The sequence below is a fragment of the Catellatospora vulcania genome (genome assembly GCF_009720385.1).
In the GTDB taxonomy this organism is placed as follows: Bacteria; Actinomycetota; Actinomycetes; order Mycobacteriales; family Micromonosporaceae; genus Catellatospora; species Catellatospora vulcania.
The window spans coordinates 71,392-89,072 of record NZ_ML769308.1; the positions used below are offsets into that span (position 1 = coordinate 71,392).

Here is a 17,681-nt window from a genome sequence, read left to right on the forward strand (position 1 = left end):
AGGTGACCTGGTGCGCGGGCTCACCGCATACTGGGCCGCGTGACCCGCGACGAAACGCCCGTCGGCGACTGTCTGCTGTGCCGGCCCGCCGACGCGGACGGTTTCTTCGACCGCCGCCGGGTGTGGGAGGACCAGTACTGGCGGCTGTCGGTGGTGCTGCGCGGCGCGGTCGCGGGCTTCGCGCACCTGGAGCCGCACAGGCACATCCCGTACGTCACCGCTCTCGACGGACCGGAGGCGGCGACCCTCGGGCCGGTGCTGTCCAGGGCCACCGCGGCGGTGCGCGAGGCGACCGGGGCGGACAAGGTCTACGTGTACGTCTTCGGCGACCGCGTGCCGCACCTGCACTTCAACCTGGCCCCGTGCCATCCGGGCGGGCCGCTGGTCGGCGGGGCCGGTCAGGTGCGCCCGGACGCGCCCCCGGCTGCTCCGGCAGCGCACGATGCCGCCGCGAAGGCGGTGCGCCTCCTCCTGGCCGGCGCGGTGTGAGTCCAACGGCACGGACGGCGCGCCGCGGGCTGGTCCCATCGGCCCGAGAGGTGCCTCTCGCTGGGGAGTCCACAACCCAGGAGTGGTAACCACAACCCAGAAGTTGTGGGCGTTGCGAGCACTTGTCTCCCGCGAGCCGATCGGCCGTCGACTAATGGGGCATTTGGGCAGATTTACGAATTCTTGTCCGATTATCGCCGATTCTCGGTAGCGTCAGGGCAACCCGATCATCCCCGAGCAGTGGAGAGAATCCATGCGCCGCCCTGTGCGACGTGGTCTCTTGTTGCTGACCACGGCTACCGTCCTCGTCCTCGGCTGGCCCGCTGCCAGCGCGCAGGCCGCCGCCTACCTGAGCCACCGCACCACCGTCGACATGTTCCGCGACGCCGGGATCTCGATCTGGTCTAGCGGCAACTGCTCCAACCGGAACAACGCGAACTGCACGTCGTTCGAGCGCATCCGGCGTTCCACCGTCGACGGCCTGCTCACGCTGCGCAAGGCCAGCAAGTGCGACCTGCGGGTCACCGGTGGCACCGAGACCGGCCACGGCTCCGGCACGTACACCCACTGGAACGGCTGGAAGATCGACATCAGCAAGTACGACTGCATCGGCCGCTACATCAAGCGGTACTTCCGCTACGTCGGTTACATCAAGGGCTGGGGTTACCAGTACAAGGCCCCGTCCGGGAACATCTACACCGACGAGGGGAACCACTGGGACATCCTGTACTACAGCTGCGGCGGATGCTCCGGCGACGACGACGGACCGTCGTTCACCCCGTCGCCGTCGCCGTCGCCGTCGCCGTCGCCGTCGCCGAGCGACTCTCCGTCGGCCAAGCCTTCCGCGAGCGCCTCCCCGTCGGCCACGCCTACGACCCGCCCGTCGGCGTCCACGACGCCCTCCAGTGGCCCCTCGGGCTCGGCGAGCCCGTCGGCATCGGCGAGCGTGTCGCCGTCCGCGAGCCCGGCGGGGTCCGGGAGCCCGTCTCCCTCCACGGTGCCGGCCGGCCCGTCGGTCTCGCCCGGTCCGTCGTCGTCGGCACAACCCGGTCCGTCCAGCTCGGTCCAGGTGCCGCCGTCGGCCGCCCCGCTGACGTCGCCGTCGGCCGGCCCGTCAGGGTCGACGGCGGCCCGGCCGTACGGAGCGGCGACGGTTCCGGACGCCGCGCTGGGCAGCCAGGCACAGGTCGAGCCGCCGATGGCGCTGCCGCCACCGCCGGTCGGCGATCCGGTGCCGCAGCCGACGAAGCTGCTGCGCTCGGTGGACCCGGAGCCGCGGACACCACCGGCCACCATGGACCCGGCGCAGGTCGACGCGCCACTCGGCTGATCACCACCCGAGGCCGCCGCAGGTGACGCGCACTCGCGGCGGCCTCGGGTGTGGCCGTGACCACGCGATCGGGCTTCAGCCCTTGACGTAGGACAGCTTCTCGGCGATCCGGCCGTCACGGATCCGGATGACGTCGACGCCGCGGACGTGGCCGGCGCCCCAGTCATATCGCCATCGCTGCACCACCAGGTCACCCGCGACGGTCAGTTCCTCGATGTCGAAGCGGCCCGAGACCTGCTCGAACACCGGCCGCCAGGCCTCGCGCACCTCGTCGCGTCCCTCGTGCCGCCGGCCGTCCGGGGCGGGGTTCGTGCTCTCGAACACCACGTCGGCCGTGCACAGGTCGAGCGCGGCTTCGAGGTCGTGGTCGTTCCAGGCGTCGTTGAAGGCGTCGATCAGTGCGGACGTGTCCATGCCTCGACGATAGGGCCGCGCGCCGGTTGCAGGCCGCAGGACATGAGCCGCGCGCCGGTCCTGTGGCCCAGCGACCGGCGCGCGGAGTCGGTGTCGTCAGACGGTGAAGCCTGCGAACAGGATGGACGCCAGGCCGAGGCCGATGGCGAGGTTGGCCAGGGTCGCGCCGCCGAACACGGCGACCGGGCGCCAGCCCGCCTCGCGCAGGGCGCTGACGCGCAGCTGCAGGCCGATGCTGACGAAGGCGAGGATCAGGAACCAGGTACGCAGGTCGTTGATGACCGCGATGTGGGCCTTGCCCTCGGCGGCGCTGACGGAGCCGACATACCAGGTGCCGATGGCGGAGGCGGCGATGAAGCCGAGCACGAACTTGGGGAAGCGGTCCCACAGCTGGCGCAGGCCGGGGCGCTGCGCGTCGGCGTCCTTCTCCACCTTGAAGGCGAAGTACGCGGTGAGCGCGACCGCGACGATGCCGATCAGCGCGTTCTGGGTGGCCTTGACGATGGTGGCGATCTGCAGGGTCTGCTCGCCCGCGATCGCGCCGGCGGCGGTGACCGCGGCGGTGGTGTCGATGTTGCCGCCGATCCAGGCCCCGGCGACGGCGGGGCTGAGCCCGAGCAGGTCGGCGAGCCACGGCAGGAGGAAGATCGAGGGCAGCGCGAAGATGATGACCAGGCTGGCCGCGTACGCGAGCTGCTCGCGCTTGGCCCGCACGGCTCCGGCGGCGGCGATGGCGGCGCTGACGCCGCAGATCGACACGGCCGCCGACAGCAGGGCGCGCAGCTTCTCGTCGAGGCCGAGCAGCCCGCCGAGGTACCAGGTGATCAGGAAGACGCTGCTGATCAGCAGGACGGCCTGCAGGATCGCGGGCCCGGCGGCCTTGACGATCAGGCTGAGGTTGATCGACGCGCCGAGCAGCACCAGGCCGGTCTTGATGAAGAACTCGGTGAACACGGCGTCGGCGATGCGCTCGCGCAGCCCCGTGAAGTAGACGATGACGTTGCCGATGAGGCCGAGCACGATCGCGTAGATCGGGTACTCGACGGCGGCGGCGAACTTCTCCAGGCTGGTGCCCTTGGCCGCGGCCGGGATGGTGTCCTCGAGGAACCGGGCCACCGAACCGAGGACGAGCACGATCAGCACGCCGAGGACGAGCCACGGCCAGGTGCGGGCGGGGCGCTCGGCAGGCGGCGCCGCGAGGTCCTCTTCGGTGGCGACCATCAGGGGACCAGGCCCGTCGGGATGACGCCGGTCAGCACGAGGGCGACCAGGAGCAGGCCGACAGCGGTGGCCAGCCAGTCCTCGTTGAGGGCGGCGCGCACGACGCGGGCGACGGCGTTGGTGTCGGTGGCGGTCTGCGGCGGCGTGAGGTCACTCATGATGTACGCCTTTCGGGGCTGGAGGTGGCGACGTCGTCGATTCTATACAAGGCCGGTAGGATTAGTCGAGAATGGATTTGTTGCCTGGTCACAGGGCTGCGCCCCTGCTGTTGTAGCAGCAGGGGCGCAGCTTTGATCCGATTTGCAGTGATTGGCTACAGCGGTTCGAGCCAGATGTTGCGGAACCGCGGGTTCGCGCCCGCGTCCCCGTGATCCTGCAGCCGGATCGGCCCGCCGGCCGCGCTCTCCGGTGCGCCCGCACCGGTCGGCCCGTTGACCGTGATGTCGTTGTGCACCACGTAGCCGTTCCACACGATGGTCACCCGGGCGTCGGCCGTCTTGTTCCCGGAGCCGTCGAAGCGGGCCGCCCGGAACACGACGTCGTAGGACTGCCAGGTCTCCGGCGCGCCCGCCGCGTTCACACTGGCCGCCGCCTTGGTGTAGATCGAGCCCGCCTCGGTGTTGTCCAGCGCCGTGTCGCCGTACGAGTCCAGCACCTGGAGTTCGTAGCGGTCCTGCAGGTAGATCCCGCTGTTGCCGCGCTGCTGCCCGGTGACGTTGGCCGGGTAGAGCGGCTCGTACCACTCCACATGCAGCTTGAAGTCGCCGAACGCCTGCCGGGAGCGGATGTCGCCGCCCAGCGACTCCAGTGAGCCGCCGGAGAACGGCCACGTCGCCGCGCCGCCGCTGGAGTTCTGCCACGAGGCGACGTCGTCACCGTCGAACAGCTGGATCCGCTGGCCGCTGCCGGCCACCGCCCAGCGCTGGCTCAGCACCCCGGCGGCCTGCCAGATGTGCAGCTGGGTGCCGTCGGCGGAGCTGCCCGACAGGGCGTCGAGCACCTTGCTCGACTGCGGGTTGAGCAGCGTGCCGTCCGGCTGCGGCTGCCAGACCTGCGAGCCGCTGCCGTTGCAGGTCCACAGCTGCACCTTGGTGCCGTTGGCGGTGCCCGCGTTGTCGACGTCCAGGCACTTGCCCAGCGCCCGGTAGGTGCTGCCGACCCGGCTCCAGCGCTGCGCGTTCGAGCCGTTGCAGGTGTACAGCTGGATCTTCGTGCCGTCGGCGGTGCCCGCGTTGTCGACGTCGACGCACTTGCCGCCGATGCCGACGATGGCTCCGGCCCCGCCGGAGACGGTCAGCGCGTCGAGGTTGACGTGGCCGATGTCGCCGCTGTCGTACTTGATCGCGATGGTGTTCGCCCCGGCGTTGAGCGCCACGCTCTCGGTGAGCGTGGACCAGGTGTCCCAGTTGCCGGTGCTGGCCAGCGTGATCTGCTTCAGCTTGGCGCCGTTGACGTACAGGCTGACCGTCTTCGGGCCCGCGGACGGGTTCGGGCCGTTGGAGTAGCGCAGGCCCGCCTGGTAGGTCCCGGCCGAGCCCGCCGTCACGGTGAACGTGGTGCTCGCGCCGAGGGTGCCGTACCCGGCGACGAAGCCGGTGCCGGTGTAGCCGGTGTGGTCGGTGGCGACCGACGCGCCGCCCGCGCGGACCGCGGACTCGGCCTGGTAGATCCCGTCCGCGGGGGGTGGGGTCTGGCCGGGGATGGCGTTGAGGGTGTACCAGGCCTCGGTGCTCCACAGCGAAGCGCCGGTGCTGGAGGTGAACGGGCGCGGCGAGCGGATGTGCACCACGCGCCCGGCCTGCCGGCCGCTGACCGCCAGGGTCACCTTCTTGCCGTCGGCGGACAGGGTGGCCGAGGTGACGGTCAGGCTCTGCTCGTCGAGCTTCGGGCCGCCGTAGGCCGCGGTGGCCTCGTAGCGCCACTGCTTGACCTTGTACGCCGAGGCCAGGCTCGCCGCGGTCGCCGCCGACAGGGGCTGGGTGTACTCGATCTCGAACCCGGCCCCGGTGGCCCGCACGGCGAGGATGTCGAACACCGACGTGCCGTTCGGGGTCAGCTTCTGCAGGCCGTAGGTCAGCTTGCCGGACTGGCCCCAGTTGCCGCCCGCGCCGAGCCCGCCGAGGTAGATCGCCCCGTCCGGGCCGATGTTCACCTCGGAGACGCCCGCCTCCAGGCCCTGCGTCATGCGGAACAGCGCGCCCTGGTACTCGCCGTTGACCTTCTCCACGAACCCGCGCTGCAGGCCGCCGTAGGTCACGTCGCCGATCACGAACTGCCCGGCGTACACGCCGCTGGGCAGCAGGATCGGGGTGCTGGGCGAGTTGGCGATCTCGTTCTGCGGCATCCACAGCACCGGCGGGGTCACCGGTGCGGTGTCGAACGGCCCGGCCGGGGTGGTGTAGTGGTTGAAGAACCGGCCCTGCTTGATGTGCAGCAGCTTCGACGAGGGCAGCCAGCCGCCCTGGTTGTCGGTGACGAAGATGCCGTTCTCCGGCCCCCAGCCGATGCCGTGCGGGGTGCGCAGGCCACCGGCCACGTAGGACACCGCGCCGGTCGCCCGGTTCACCTTGATCGCGGTGCCGCGGTTGGTCGCGGGCTGCGGAACCGTGGTCGCGCCGCCGCTGTTGATCGACACCGACAGGTTCAGGTAGAAGAACCCGTCGGCATACAGCAGCCCGAACGCGAACTCGTGGAAGTTGCCGCCCCAGGGCCAGGTCGCGATCGTGTTGTACTGGTCGGCGACGTCGTCGCCGTTGGTGTCGAGCAGCTGCGTCAGGCGCTGCTTCTCGGTGACGTAGACGACCCCGTCGACGACCTTGAGGCCCATCGGCTCCTTGAGGTTGCCGGCGATCTTCTTGGTGGTCACGTTGCCGGGGCTGGTCGCCCCGCCGGTGTTGCCCAGCACGTAGACCTCACCGGCCTGGGACGTGCCGGACTGGTCGCTGCCGCCCCAGGTGCAGATCACCAGGCGGCCGTCGGGCAGCCAGTCCATGCCGGTGACCTTCGGCTGGAACGTGCCCGGCCGCAGGTTGGTCAGCGTGTAGCCGGGGTGCACGCCGGTCAGCGGCAGCCCGTCGCCGGGGGAGTCGGCCACGCCCTCGCACTCCTTGCGGCCGGGCGCGGTCACCCGCACCACCCCCGCGTCGGTGCTCAGCGCCGAGTTCGGCACCAGGACGAACGTCGACGAGCCCGGGGTGCGCCACTCCAGGGTGAGCTGCTGGCCGCCGGTACGCTCGAAGTAGTCGATGTTCAGCGCGTGGTATCCCGTGGTGAGGCTGACCGTGCCCTCCATGGCGGTCGCACCGTGCAGCCCGTCGTGGTTGACCACCATCGCGCCGTCGATCCGCAGTTCGGAGCCGTCGTCGCTGGTGAGGCGGAAGGTGTACGACCCGGCCTGGGTGATGTTGACGTTGCCGAGCACCTGGGCGACGAACAGGTCCTCGAACCCGAAGTCGGCGGCGGTGCTCCAGTTGACCGTCGGCATCAGCTTGTCGATATTGGGCGTCTGCGCGGGTTTGAGGGCGCAGATCTCGTTCAGCGGCACCTGGACGTCGAAGACGCGCAGGGTGACGCCCGGTTCCTGGGCCGGAACCGCGGCGGCGGGCGCGGCCCACACGCCGCCCGCGAGGGCGAGCGCCAGGGTGACCAGCACGGGACCGCGAGTTCGGCGTAGCAGTCGTCTGCCCATCGTTACTCCTGGGGGAGAGGGAGGGGTGGCCGTGCCCGGGTGGTCATCGACGCCGACGATTAACACACCAGAAACATCGGAGGGTGGATCGAGACATTAGACGCTTTCCATCGCGCTGTCTATATCTTTCGATCAACTCAGCAAAAGTTCTTGCTATCCCTACGAAAGTCGGCGCGCCCGATACCGCAGCGCGGCCTCCAGAGTGGACAAATGCACAGCTCGGGCCAGTCGTGCACCCCACGGCGAACGCGGCCCCGCGAACGGCACCTCGTCGCCGGCCTCCCGGGATGCGACGCACACGGCGTCGGTGGGGGTGCCCGAGGCGTCGAAACCCGCGTCGCGCAGCGCCTGCACCTTCGCCTCCGTGGCAGTGGCCACCGCGTTGACCATCGCGGCGGGCGACAGGGCCACCGGCAGCGCCACGATGATGTTGATGGTGCCGGGCACGAGGGCGCTCTGTGCCTGCGTGGCGGCGTCCACAGCCGGAGCTTCCGCCGCCCAGCCGGACACGCCTATGCCGGCTGTGACCAGGGCTTCGACGTCGCCGTCCCGGGCGAACGCGGCTTCGGTCACGCGGGCGGCGGTCATCAGTCCGACGCCGTGGCCGGTGAGGCCGTGCTGCTGCGCGATCTCCCTCAGGTGCCGATGTGGGTCGAGCCGGGCGTATCCGTGGCCCACCTGGGCGTTGAGCACCCATGAGCGCGGTCCCATGCCGCCACCGAGCACCGCGCTGGAGATCATCTGCCAGCCGTCGCCGGCCCGCCACGCCAGCGCCGGCCAGTCGCCCGACCCGTCGTCGTACTGGATGAGCAGGGCGCGCAGCAGCGCGGCGTCGGGGTGGGGGATCGGCACACGGCACCCTAACGCGGCCGCCGCCACGCCGGAGCCGAGGCTTCACGCATTGACGTTGGCCCATTACATCGACTTTGATCTATAAATATTCGATCTGATAGGCCAACGTCTATGCAAGGCAGGGGTGTGCCCGTCCCTGCAAGGCGGGGAGTGTCCGCGTCCACGCGAAGCGGGGTGTGCGTGTTCATGCGGAGCGACGTGTGCGGGCGGGGGTGTGGGCGGAGGATGCCTTCGCGGTGGGCTCCTGGCGCGGGTGGGGCAGGGCCGGTGGGGTGGCCGTGGCGGTCGGCGGCAGCGCGGCGGCGCGGGCGGGCCACCAGTTGGCGCGGCCGAGCAGCGACATCAGCGCGGGCAGCAGCAGGCCGCGGATGACGGTGACGTCCAGCAGGACGGCGACGGCCATGCCGACGCCGATCTCCTTGACGGCGACCAGCTCGCCCAGCGCGAAGCCGAGGAAGACGATGCCGATCGACACCGCCGCGGCGGTGACCACCGGGCCGGTGGCGGTGATCCCCGCCAGCACGGCGCGGTCGTTGGCGGCCCGGTCGTCGCCGGTGCGGCGGTCCCACTCCTCGCGGATCCGGGCCAGCAGGAACACTTCGTAGTCCATGGACAGGCCGAAGACGAAAACGAACAGCAGCAGCGGTGTGGTCACGTCCAGCGCGCCCCAGGGCGTGAAGCCGAGCAGGGCCGACCCCCAGCCCCACTGGAACACGGCGACCAGCACGCCGAGCGTCGCCAGCATGGTCAGCAGGTTCATCAGCAGGGCCTTCAGCGGCACCACGAGCGAGCCGGTGAGCAGGAACAGCAGCAGCGCCGTGGCGGCCACGACGACGGCCAGCGCGACAGGCAGCCGGTCGGCGGTGCCGTCCTTCGCGTCGACCAGCTGCGCGGCGGGCCCGGCCACCAGCACCGGCACCGTGGTGTCCAGCGCGCGCAGGTCGCGTACCAGCTGCTGGGTCCGCTCGCTCGCAGCCCGGCCCGGCAACTCCACCTCGGCGATGACCACGTCCGGCGGCAGGCTCTCGCGCAGGTCGACGTCGGTCACCCCCGGCAGGGCACGCATCCGGTCCAGCAGCGACGTCACCGCGGGGTCGCCGGCCGGGGCCTCGATCACCACGGGTACCGGCTGCGGGTACTTCGCGGCGAAGTCGCGCTCGACCGCCTCGTACGCCTGCCGGGCCTCGCTGCTCGCGGGCAGCGAGCGGGCGTCGGAGTCGGCCAGGTTCACGTGCAGCAGCGGCACGCCCAGCGCGAGCAGCCCCGCGGTCACCGCGAGCGCCACCGCGGCGGGCCGGCGCTGCGCGAAAGCCGCCGACCGTGCCAGCAGACCCGGGCCGCGGCGGGCCGGACGCCGCCACACCCAGGTCCGGGTGCCCGGCGCGGGAATGCGCCGGTGTGCGACCGCGATCAGCGCGGGCACCAGGGTCAGGCCGGTCGCCGTCGCCAGCAGGACCACCAGCGCGCCGCCCAGCGCCATCGCGGCCAGCAGCGGCTCGGCGAAGAAGAACAGGCCGGACAGCGCGACGCCCACGGCCAGCCCGGACACCAGCACGGCCCGCCCGGCGGTGGCGACCGTACGGGCCAGCAGGTCGGGCAGCGGGGCGCGCGGATCGGCGGCCCGCTCCTCCCGGAACCGGGCCAGGATCAGCAGGCTGTAGTCGACGGCCAGGCCCAGCCCCAGCAGGGTGACCACGTTGACCGTGTAGTCGCTGACACCCATCGCGCCGGCCAGGCCGGTCAGCGCCAGCAGCGTCCCGGCGACCGTGGCCAGTGCCGCGCCCATCGGCAGGCTGCCCGCGGCCAGGCCGCCGAGCATGACGATCAGCGCCCCGCACAGCACGAGCAGCGCGACCGACTCCCCGAACGCGGCGTCCGCGATCGCCTGGTCGCCGAAGTCCCGCTCGGCCAGCAGCTTCCCGCCGACCAGCACCGTCGGCACGGCGACGCGGTGCAGTGCCGCGCTGACCTGGTCGGCGACCGCGAGCGCCGCGTCGTCGTCCAGCTCCGGCGACAGCTCGACGACCACCAGCGAGCTCAGGTTGTCGGCCGAGACCTGGGCCGAGCCCGCGGTGTACGCGTCGGTGACCTTGACGACGCCCGGGATCGCCCGGATCTCGAACATGATCTGGCTGGCCTGGTTGACGAGGTCGGTGGCGAAGAAGTTCCGCCCCGACAGCACCGCCACGATCTGCTCGCCGGTCGGCGCCAGCTCGTCGATGCGGGCCTGGGCCGCGGTCGACTCCGCGTTCGGGCGCAGGTCGTCCAGCGGCTCGGTCCGGTCGTAGACCGTGCCGCCGAAGACCGCCCCGCACAGGGCGATCCCGGCCCACCCGGCGATCACCGCGTACCGCCCCCGGGCGACGATCCGACCGAGCCGTGCGAGCATCGCGTCCTCCAGGGTGACCGGGCCGATCCGGTGATCGCCGACGCCATGAAATACCGCCGACCGTCCGAACGCAACAGCCTCGGACATCGACCAGACGCCGCGGCCGCCGCGCCCGTGCCCGGCACGTCATGCGCCGCCCGGATGCGGCCCCTGTTCAGAGCGGTCGCCCGTTGGTACGTTCTCGCGCATGTCGATCGCCCGCGCGCTGCGCGCGCTCACCGCGGTCTGCGCCCTCGCGGGCGTGGTGCTGCTGCTCGTGCACACCGGGGGCGGCCCCGGCGTGGCCGTCTACTTCACGGTGCAGAGCAACCTGATCGTCGCGGCCGTGTTCGGGCTCGCCGCGTTCGGCCGGGGCGACGTGCGGCTGCGCGGGGCGGCGACGCTCTACATCGCGATCACCGGGACCGTGTACCACCTCGTGCTGACCAATCCCGCCAGCCCGTTCTTCACCGCCGACCCGGGCGCCGACACGGTGCACAACCTGCTCCTGCACACGGTGACCCCGCTGCTGGCGGCGATCGACTGGCTGCTGGTCAACCGGGAGCGGGTGCGCTGGTGGCACGCCGGGCTGTGGCTGGCCTACCCGCTGGCCTACCTGGCATTCGCGCTGGTGCGCGGAGCGCTGACGGGCAGGTACCCGTATCCGTTCATCGACGTGGGCACGCACGGCTACCCTGCGGTCGCGTTCAACGCGGTCGTTTTCGCGGTGCTGTTCTTCCTGCTGGGCCTGCTGCTGATCGGGCTCGGCGAGCTGGCCCGGCGCATCCGGCGGATTCCGGCCACCGCACCCGACGTCGGCTGACCGAGCGACGGCGGATCACCGGATGATCGCCGTCACCATTCCGGTCGTGCCCAGCGGGACCTGCGCGACGACTTCACCGGCAGGGCTCAGCACGCTGGTCGGGCCGTAGCCGACCCGCAGTTCGTCGCGCTCGCCGGTGACGTCGGCGGAGACCAGCCACAGCCGCGTCTCCCGGGCCCGCTCGGCCCGGATCGCATGGTGGCGGTCGCGCCACTGCTCGGCGGCGGGCCGCCGCATCATGTTCTGTGCGGGCACCAGCAGCACCCGCGCGCCCTGCCCGGCGACCGCGGCGGCGGCCTCGGGGAAGCAGGTGTCATAGCAGATGTTGATGCCGAACCGGACCCCGTCGCGGACGAACGTCGGGTACGACCCGCCCGCCTCGAAACACCGCTCGCCGTCGAGGAGGTGCGTCTTGCGGTAGACCCCGGTCAGCTCGCCGCCGGTCACCACGACCGCCGAGTTGTACAGGTGGTCCCCGTCGGCCTCGAGCAGGCCGAACACCAGCGTCTGCCGGATCGGGCGCAGCCGGCGCAGCACCGCGGCGAACCCGGGCGAGCCGAGACTCAGCGCACGGGTGTGCAGGTGCACGGGCTCCACCAGGTAACCCTGCAGGAAGCCCTCCGGGAACAGCAGCAGGTCGAGGTCGCGTGCCTCGTCCCGCGCGGCGAACCCGGCCATGCAGGAGATCGCCGCGTCGACGTCGCCCAGCAGCTCCGGCGTCTGGCAGGCGCCGACCCGCAACACAGCGCGCATGCACAGGAGCGTAGCGGCGGTTCATGCGCCGAGTTGGAGGGTCGAGGTGGTGGCGGCCAGTTCGGTGCGGTTGCGGACGCCGAGTTTGCGGAAGATGTTGCCCAGGTGGAACTCGACGGTCTTGGCGGAGACGCCCAGCAGCGCGGCGACTTCCCGGTTGCTGCGCCCGCCCGCGACGGCCTGGGCGACCCGGGTCTCGGCCTCGGTCAGCCGCTGCCCATCGGGCCTGGCCGCGTGCTTGCCGCCCGGCTCGGCCAGCGATGGGCCGTCGGGGCGGTGCACGGGCACGGCGAGCCGCGGTCCGTCAGGCGCCGGCACGGCGGTGGCGGGAAACGCGACCGCAGGTCCGCCCGGCAGGCCGAGGCGTTGCAGGTCGGTCATGACCTGGGCGAGCAGGCCGGCAGCGCCGATCGCGGCGTAGCCGGTGCAGGCGACCTCCAGCAGCCGGGTCGCGTCCGCACGGCGGCCCAGCCGGGCGTGCTGCGCGCCCAGCAGCCACGCCATCCGGGGCCGGGAGAGCCGCTCCACGGGCCGGTTGAGCCCGGCCAGGGACGCCTCGAACCGGGCCATCGCCGCGGGGTCGGCGGGTTGGGCGATCCAGCCGCGCCAGGCCGGCAGCGCCGGTGCGCCGGGCCAGCCCAGCGGCGGGTCGGGCATGGCCGCCAGCAGCGCGGCGGCGGCGTCCGCACGGCCGTGCAGCGCGTAGTGGGTGGCCAGTTCCCAGCGGTGCTCGAAGATGAGGCCGGAGTTGGCCCCGACGACGGTGCCCACCAGGAATTCGAGCACGCCGAGCCAGGCGTCGGTGTCGCCCGAGGCCAGGTGCAGCGCGGCCGCGCATTCGGCGATGTGCGCCGCGACCCAGCGCGACCCCGATCGTGCCGCCAGGTCGCGGGCCTGGGTCAGGCAGGCCGCCGAGGCGGCCAGGTCGCCGCACATGGCTTCGATCTTGACCAGCCACGAGGTCGCTTCGGCCTCGATGTCGAGCCGTCCCGCCGCCTGGGCCAGTCGTCGCGCCTCGTGCAGCCCTGCCCGGCCGCGCAGCAGGTCGCCGCTCCAGGCGTCGCCGAGGCCGAGCATGGACACCAGCCGGGCGCGGCGGGCGGGTGTGACATCGGCCTGCGCCACCAGATGGGCGAACCGGGGCCGGGTCTCCTGTGGACGCATCAGCGTCAGCGTGCAGAGCATGGCGCATTCGAGGTGGAGCGGGTCGGCGTCCAGGCGGTGCGTCTCGACGATCCGCAGCGCGCTCTCCAGGTGCCTGGTGGCGTGCGGTTTCCTGGTGCGTACGCCGACGGCCCCGGCGACGGTGTGGAACAGCGCCTCGGTCTGCGGCCGGGCCGGGTCGGAGCGCAGCGCCGCCAGCCGGTCGACGAGCGGGCTCAGCGTGGCCGGGTCGGCGGTGCGGGACACGTGGAAGAACGCCTCGGCGATCAGCCGGGCGGCGGCGGCCGGGTCGGCGGTGCGCCGGGCGGCGGACAGCAGTCGATCGGCATCGACATCGGGGAACACGCGCACAGAGTAGTGCTGCCGTACCAGGGATATCCCCAGGTGATCCGGGGGTGCGACTGGCGGGATGACGACACCGGGCGGCCTGTGCAGCGGGCCGGTGCGAGGGTCGCGGGCATGTCTCGAAGAATTCTCAGTATCGGCGCCGCCACCGTCCTGTGCTCGGTGCTGGCCATGGGCGGCGGCGTGCCCGCGGGCGCGGCGGAGCAACCGCGCCGCGAGCACCGGGTGCTGCGCCTGTGCGATCCCACCGGGTGTTACGTCGCGTGGCGGGTATACGACTCGGACCGTGACGGTGTCTGTGACGCCGACGAGGTCGCCGCGGGCACCGATCCGCACGACCCGGCCAGCCGGCCGCCGCTGCGGCTCGTGGCGGAGCTGGCCGCGGGCCGGGCGCTGCCGTCGTTCGAGTACGGCCTGGGCGGGTTCGCGGTGTTCCCGGCCGAGATCCTGGCCGCGCGGCAGAAGCTCGGCGTCGACCCGCTGGGCGCGTTCCCGTTGCCCAGCCGGGCCGACACGCTCAGCCGCCTGGGCGTCTCCGCGAAGACGCTGGACGAGTACGGCATCTCGATCGAGCGCGACGGCTTCTCGCTGGGCCTGGACGGCCTGACGGCCAAGCCGGGCCTGCCGGCCGGGATCAAGCTCGGCCGCTTCGACGCGAGCCTGGTCAGCGCAGGTGCGGCCGACCCCCACTTCGCGCACGGCGGCTGGATCGGCGCCGAGCAGGTTGGCGACGGTGACACGATCAACCGCTACCGCGACGGCAGCACCGAGCAGGTGACGCGGGTCGACGGGAATCTGCGGATCGAGTTCCGCGACGCGCAGAAGGACCTCACCGGCACCCGGGAAGGCACCGAGGACACCAGGGTGGACGGTGCGGCGGCGGTGAACTCGATGCGGGGCCGCGATGTCGAGCCCGACGGCGACACGGCGTCGACGTATTACGGCGAGTCCCGCGGCGCCCTCGACGGCACCGACGACGGCTCCAGCGAGGGCACGGACTACCCCGACGACGAGGGCGGGTACGTCGACCCCGACCAGGCGTACGGCGCCATCGTCACCCAGGAGATGGTGGACGGCGTGCTGCGGCTGCGGGGCGCGTCGGTCAACGTGGTGCAGGGCTGGCACGCGCCCGGCACGGACGGCACGCCGGACGACGTGCGCGACCCCAGCACGATCATGCTGGTCGACGACACCGCCGGGGATCTGTACCTGCTGGTCGAGCCGACGCGGCTGGCCGTCATGCCGTTGCCGGAGAGCCGGCCGGACCTGCCGAACCCGGGGGACCGGGTGCCGCCGGGACCGCCCGGCACGGGCGGCGGGTGCGACGGCCTCTGCTGACCTATCGGGCCGGGTGGCGGTGATCGGCCGCCGCCCGGCCCGCGGCTTCAATGCCGGTGTGCAGCTCCTTTGCCGGGACGGAAGCAGGAGTGGTTCCAGGGCTTCAGGATTCGGCGGGCAGAGGCGGCCGCATAGACGTTTCGAAATGGCTTGCCGCCCGGCGCGAGCCGGACAGTGACGTACGAGCGTGACACAGCTCGCATTGGGGGGAGACGGCTTCATTCAGCTCATATCCAGGGAGCACGCTGCTGCCAGTAGCCTCGCACAGGCAGGAGTCCCCGGTATGGACGTGACGGAGCTGGCCCGCTGGCAGTTCGGCATCACCACCGTGTATCACTTCCTATTCGTGCCGCTCACCATCGGCTTGGTGTTCATGGTGGCCGCCTTCGAGACGGCCTGGGTGCGCACCGGCAACGAGAAGTGGCTCAAGCTCACCCGGTTCTACGGCAAGCTGTTTCTGATCAATTTCGCGATGGGCCTGGTGACGGGCATCGTGCAGGAATTCCAGTTCGGCATGAACTGGAGCGAGTATTCGCGCTTCGTCGGCGACGTGTTCGGCGCGCCGCTGGCCATGGAGGCGCTGGTCGCGTTCTTCCTGGAGTCGACGTTCCTCGGGCTGTGGATCTTCGGCTGGGACAAGCTGCCGAAGAGGATCCACGCGGCCTGCATCTGGGTCGTCGCGGTCGGCACGGTGCTCAGCGCGTACTTCATCCTGGCCGCGAACTCCTGGATGCAGAACCCCGTCGGTTACCGGATCAACCCGGACACCGGCCGGGCCGAGCTGACCGACATCGTCGCCGTGCTGACCAACAAGGTCGCGCTGATCACCGTGCCGCACACGGTCGCCGGCTGCTTCCTGGTCGCGGGTGGCCTGGTCACCGCGGTCGCGGTGTGGCACCTGGTGCGCCGCCCCGGGCAGGACACCGGCGCTTACCGCAGCGCCGTGAAGATCGGCGCGTGGACCACCCTGGTCGCGATGGGCGCGATGCTGCTCACCGGCGACGTCCAGGGCAAGATCATGACCGAGGTGCAGCCGATGAAGATGGCCGCCGCCGAGGCGCTCTACGAATCCGAGCAGCCCGCCCCGTTCTCCGCGTTCACCGTCGGCACCCTCGACGGCAGCCGCCCGGTCTGGTCGGTGGAGATCCCGGGCCTGCTGTCGTTCCTGGGCACCGGCAGCTTCGACGGCCGGGTCGAGGGCATCAACGACCTGCAGGCGCAGTACGAGCAGAAGTACGGCCCCGGCAGCTACAAGCCGAACATCCCGCTCACCTACTGGACGTTCCGTCTCATGATCGGGCTGGGCGCGGCGGCGGCGCTGCTGGCGCTGTGGGCCCTGTGGGCCATCCGGGGCGGGCGCACGCCCCGCTCGCGGTGGCTGGTGCGGGCGCTGCCGCTGCTGCCGCTGCTGCCCCTGGTGGCGAACTCGACCGGCTGGATCTTCACCGAGATGGGCCGCCAGCCGTGGGTGGTGTTCGGCCAGATGAAGACGGCGGCGGCCAACTCGCCCAACGTCACCGCGGCCGAGCTGATCACCTCGCTGGTGGTCTTCACCGTGCTCTACGGGGCGCTCGCCTTCATCGAGGTGCGGCTGCTGCTGAAGTACGCCCGCGCCGGGCTGCCCGACGTGAGCCCGCCACCCCCGGTCGAGTCCGACGAGGACCGCCCGTTGGCCTTCGCGTACTAGGAGAGGTGCGCCATGGAACTGACCACCCTGTGGTTCCTGCTGATCGCGGGACTGTTCATCGGGTACTTCGTGCTGGAGGGCTTCGACTTCGGCGTGGGCATGCTGGTGCCCGTGCTCGGCCGCGACGACCGCGAGCGCCGCGTCGTCATCAACACCATCGGCCCGCTGTGGGACGGCAACGAGGTGTGGCTGATCACCGCGGGCGGGGCGATGTTCGCCGCCTTCCCGGAGTGGTACGCCACCCTGTTCTCCGGGTTCTACCTGCCGCTGCTGCTGATCCTGGCGGCGCTGATCCTGCGCGGGGTCGCCTTCGACTTCCGCGGCAAGCGCCCGGAGGCGGCCTGGCGGCGGCGCTGGGACCGGTGCATCGTGTTCGGCTCGGCGGTGCCCGCGTTCGTGTGGGGCGTGGTGTTCGCCAACGTGGTGCGCGGGATTCCCCTGAACGCCGGGCATGACCATGTCGGGAGCCTGCTGGACCTGCTGAACCCGTACGCGCTGCTCGGCGGGGTGACGATGGTCGCGCTGTTCGTCACCCACGGCGCGATCTTCATCGCGCTGAAGACCAGCGGCGACATCCGGCGGCGGGCCAACCTGCTGGCCGGGCGGGCCGGGACCGGGGCGGCCGCGCTGGCGGTGCTGTTCCTCGGCCTGACCCTGGCCCTCCGGGGCGGCACGGCGGCGGTCGTGCTGTCCGTGCTCGCGGCGGTATGCCTGGTCGGCGGCCTGGTCGCGAACCGGCTGCGGTCGCGCACCGACCCGGAGGGCCGCCGTGAGGGCTGGGCGTTCGCGGGCACCGCGGCGGCGATCGCGCTGGCCGTGGCGTCGCTGTTCGCGGGGCTTCACCCGTACGTGCTGCCGTCGACCGTCGAGCCGGCTGTCAACAGTCTGACCTTGCTCAACGCGGCGTCGTCGGCGTACACCCTGAAGATCATGTCTTGGGTGGCCGTGGTGTTCGCGCCGATCGTGGTGCTTTACCAGGGTTGGACCTACTGGGTGTTCCGCAAGCGCATCGGCACTCAGAACATCCCGGAGTGAAACGGAGGGGTGCGATCGGCTCTGCCCGACTGACCGGACGGGTCGAATATGTGACGGCCGGTGCATGAATCGCGCGCGAGTATGTCACACAGGAATCTCGATACTCAAGTCTTTCTATGTAAGGGGGTAACAGGGTATCCATAGGGTGCTCGTGGCTACCGCCACGAGAACTTT

Annotated in this window: 14 protein-coding genes; 6 read left to right on the top strand and 8 right to left on the bottom strand. The window is 71.6% G+C overall.

Annotated features, from left to right (window positions below):
* Nucleotides 1-39 precede the first annotated feature (39 nt).
* Together F6W97_RS16230 and F6W97_RS40135 are read left to right on the top strand one after the other, a co-directional pair.
* Nucleotides 40-489 (top strand): HIT family protein, encoded by a 450-nt coding sequence (locus tag F6W97_RS16230; RefSeq protein ID WP_155371176.1) that lies wholly within the window; start codon nt 40-42, stop codon nt 487-489.
* 280 nt (nt 490-769) lie between these two features.
* Nucleotides 770-1,819, top strand: a complete 1,050-nt coding sequence (locus tag F6W97_RS40135; protein ID WP_196279181.1) for a hypothetical protein — start codon at nt 770-772, stop codon at nt 1,817-1,819.
* A gap of 75 nt (nt 1,820-1,894) precedes the next feature.
* On the opposite strand, the gene F6W97_RS16240 is transcribed toward F6W97_RS40135, so the two are convergent.
* From F6W97_RS16240 to F6W97_RS16265, 6 genes are all read right to left on the bottom strand, one after another.
* Nucleotides 1,895-2,233 (bottom strand): nuclear transport factor 2 family protein, encoded by a 339-nt coding sequence (locus tag F6W97_RS16240; RefSeq protein ID WP_155371177.1) that lies wholly within the window; start codon nt 2,231-2,233, stop codon nt 1,895-1,897.
* Nucleotides 2,234-2,329: 96 nt separating this feature from the next.
* Nucleotides 2,330-3,454 (bottom strand): YeiH family protein, encoded by a 1,125-nt coding sequence (locus F6W97_RS16245; protein ID WP_155371178.1) that lies wholly within the window; start codon nt 3,452-3,454, stop codon nt 2,330-2,332.
* Nucleotides 3,454-3,612 carry a hypothetical protein gene (locus tag F6W97_RS16250; protein ID WP_155371179.1) on the bottom strand — a complete coding sequence of 53 codons (159 nt, stop codon included), beginning with the start codon at nt 3,610-3,612 and terminating at the stop codon, nt 3,454-3,456. The genes F6W97_RS16245 and F6W97_RS16250 overlap by 1 nt, the downstream gene beginning before the upstream one ends.
* Before the next feature lie 155 nt (nt 3,613-3,767).
* Complete coding sequence (locus F6W97_RS16255; RefSeq protein ID WP_155371180.1) at nt 3,768-7,142, bottom strand: 3-keto-alpha-glucoside-1,2-lyase-like domain-containing protein; 3,375 nt, start codon at nt 7,140-7,142, stop codon at nt 3,768-3,770.
* 159 nt (nt 7,143-7,301) lie between these two features.
* Complete coding sequence (locus F6W97_RS16260) at nt 7,302-7,994, bottom strand: adenosylcobinamide amidohydrolase (RefSeq protein WP_230686725.1); 693 nt, start codon at nt 7,992-7,994, stop codon at nt 7,302-7,304.
* Between the two features lie 184 nt (nt 7,995-8,178).
* Nucleotides 8,179-10,470: an MMPL family transporter gene (locus F6W97_RS16265; RefSeq protein WP_230686726.1), complete on the bottom strand. Its 2,292-nt coding sequence runs from the start codon at nt 10,468-10,470 to the stop codon at nt 8,179-8,181.
* A gap of 100 nt (nt 10,471-10,570) precedes the next feature.
* On the opposite strand from F6W97_RS16265, the gene F6W97_RS16270 reads away from it, so the two are divergent.
* Nucleotides 10,571-11,185, top strand: coding sequence for a Pr6Pr family membrane protein (locus F6W97_RS16270; RefSeq protein WP_155371181.1), 615 nt, complete (start codon nt 10,571-10,573; stop codon nt 11,183-11,185).
* Nucleotides 11,186-11,200: 15 nt separating this feature from the next.
* On the opposite strand, the gene F6W97_RS16275 is transcribed toward F6W97_RS16270, so the two are convergent.
* Both F6W97_RS16275 and F6W97_RS16280 read right to left on the bottom strand, forming a co-directional pair.
* Entirely contained in the window at nt 11,201-11,938 is a 738-nt protein-coding gene (locus F6W97_RS16275) for a carbon-nitrogen hydrolase family protein (protein WP_155371182.1), read from the bottom strand.
* 21 nt (nt 11,939-11,959) lie between these two features.
* Entirely contained in the window at nt 11,960-13,447 is a 1,488-nt protein-coding gene (locus tag F6W97_RS16280) for a helix-turn-helix domain-containing protein (protein WP_155371183.1), read from the bottom strand.
* A 114-nt stretch (nt 13,448-13,561) separates the two neighbouring features.
* Here F6W97_RS16280 and F6W97_RS16285 point away from each other — a divergent pair, with 114 nt between their 5' ends.
* From F6W97_RS16285 to cydB, 3 genes are all read left to right on the top strand, one after another.
* Nucleotides 13,562-14,785 carry a thrombospondin type 3 repeat-containing protein gene (locus tag F6W97_RS16285; protein ID WP_155371184.1) on the top strand — a complete coding sequence of 408 codons (1,224 nt, stop codon included), beginning with the start codon at nt 13,562-13,564 and terminating at the stop codon, nt 14,783-14,785.
* Nucleotides 14,786-15,068: 283 nt separating this feature from the next.
* A complete protein-coding gene (locus F6W97_RS16290) occupies nt 15,069-16,472 on the top strand; it encodes a cytochrome ubiquinol oxidase subunit I (RefSeq protein WP_155371185.1) in 1,404 nt (467 codons plus the stop codon).
* 12 nt (nt 16,473-16,484) lie between these two features.
* A complete protein-coding gene (cydB, locus tag F6W97_RS16295; RefSeq protein ID WP_155371186.1) occupies nt 16,485-17,507 on the top strand; it encodes a cytochrome d ubiquinol oxidase subunit II in 1,023 nt (340 codons plus the stop codon).
* Nucleotides 17,508-17,681: the final 174 nt, after the last annotated feature.